This is a genomic window from Rhodococcus sp. NPDC127593 (genome assembly GCF_042671975.1).
Taxonomy (GTDB): domain Bacteria; phylum Actinomycetota; class Actinomycetes; order Mycobacteriales; family Mycobacteriaceae; genus Rhodococcus_F.
The window spans coordinates 1-1,531 of sequence record NZ_JBHXWI010000171.1 but is presented as its reverse complement, the minus strand read 5'-3'; the positions used below and the strand labels follow the sequence as shown (position 1 = coordinate 1,531).

Annotated in this window: 1 protein-coding gene and 2 pseudogenes; all 3 read left to right on the top strand. The window is 64.5% G+C overall.

From position 1 onward, the window contains the following. A pseudogene (locus ACFVJ3_RS49420) lies at positions 1-201 on the top strand (IS3 family transposase); the annotation flags it as partial. After that, positions 201-419: pseudogene (locus tag ACFVJ3_RS49415) on the top strand (NmrA family protein); the annotation flags it as partial. The pseudogenes ACFVJ3_RS49420 and ACFVJ3_RS49415, both read left to right, overlap by 1 nt. Positions 420-596: 177 nt before the next feature. Beyond that, on the top strand, positions 597-1,064 hold the full coding sequence (locus tag ACFVJ3_RS49410) for an ester cyclase (protein WP_378459035.1): 468 nt from the start codon (positions 597-599) through the stop codon (positions 1,062-1,064). Positions 1,065-1,531: the final 467 nt, after the last annotated feature.

Sequence of the window (1,531 nt, the reverse complement as noted above, 5' to 3'; positions counted from 1 at the left end):
TCCGGGATCGGCCTACACACCGCTGCCGACGTGCACTACGGGCGAGCCACGGAGGTGCGCCGCCGGCGTGGCATCGTCCTCGATACCGCCTACGCCGGGCACCCGGAACGATTCGTTCACAACCCACCGGAACCACCGGCACTTCCCACCACCACGTGGATCAACAAACCACCCACCGAGGAGGAGAACCCGACACACTAAACCTGCCGAAGCACTGTCTCAGAAAGGTTGACAGGTTCCGGCTCGACGAAATTCACCCCGACAGGATCAAAAGCGCTGAGGAGTGGTTCCGTCGCGAAGACCAGCTGGGAAGGGAGCTCGGCAAGGGAAGTCTATGGGAGAGGGTCCAGCCGGAGAACTGGAGCATGGACTCCGCGGTCCTCAAGAGCAGCGCGGATTTCAGGACGGGCAAGTTGTAGGCGGGCACGATCAGCGCCGCCCATGGCCCGGCCAACACGGTCAGGAACGGGCGATCGGGCATTCCGGCAGAGGGTGCCCCAGATCACTCATGCGCCCCATTAGTTCATTTGAGGTAACTGGTTCCGTTGGGGAACCGCAGCTGGATCAGCCCGCACCACACACCCATGGAGGACCTCATGACCGCGATCAGTACGGCCAACACCGCAAGCGAGATGGTGCGCTCGGCCACGACCACCGCGTTGCGGGTCGCCGCGCGCAACTTGGAGCTCTACGACACCGGCAATGTCGCCGGGGTGGACGAGGTGTTCACCTCGGATCTGATCGACCACAACGCAGTTGCCGGCGCCGCCTCGGGCATCGACGGCATGCGAGTGCTGATCGCCGCGGTGCGCGACGGATTCACCGATACGCAGCATCGGATCCTGTTCCAGCAGGAGCTTTCCGGCGGCTGGGTGGTCCTTCACTGGCAGATGACCGGGACCCACACCGGCGAAGCCTTCGGGTTCGCCGCCAGCGGCAACCCGGTCGCTATCAACGGCACCGACATCGTCCGCGTTGTCGGCGGCAAGATCACCGAGATCTACCACGTCGAAGAACTGCTCAAGCTCACCCAACAGATCAGCATCGGCGCGCAGCCGGCGTGAAGATCGAGATCTGCTCGGACAGCGCCCGCCCCTGGCGGCGCGAACGGTGGTGATCCAGTCGGTGAGCTTGTAGTCGTTGCCCTCTGCTGCGGTCAGTCGCTGAGCGAACTCCGCCGCTGCGGCGAGCGAGTTTGCTCACCTGCGGGCAGGCTTCGGTGAGTTCCCGCAGGAGCGCGGTGCCTTATCGCGTAGGTTCTCGGGGCGGGTGAGCGGGAGGCGGGCGCATTCGAGCAGGCCCACACCTTGGCCGATCAGATCGTGGACCCGCTGCCAGCGTTCGCGGGTAGCGCCGCTTGCACGAACCGTGCGGGAGAACCTTAGGGATTGTGACAAAATAATGTCGCTTTAGCTGGTTTCGGGCGTTACCGTTGCGCTATGACGGATGTGGCGGACTCGGTGGCGCGGCGGTACGCCGTGATGCGCCCGCATTTGACGGAGTTTCAGCGGCGGCTGTGGCTGGGCGCGGA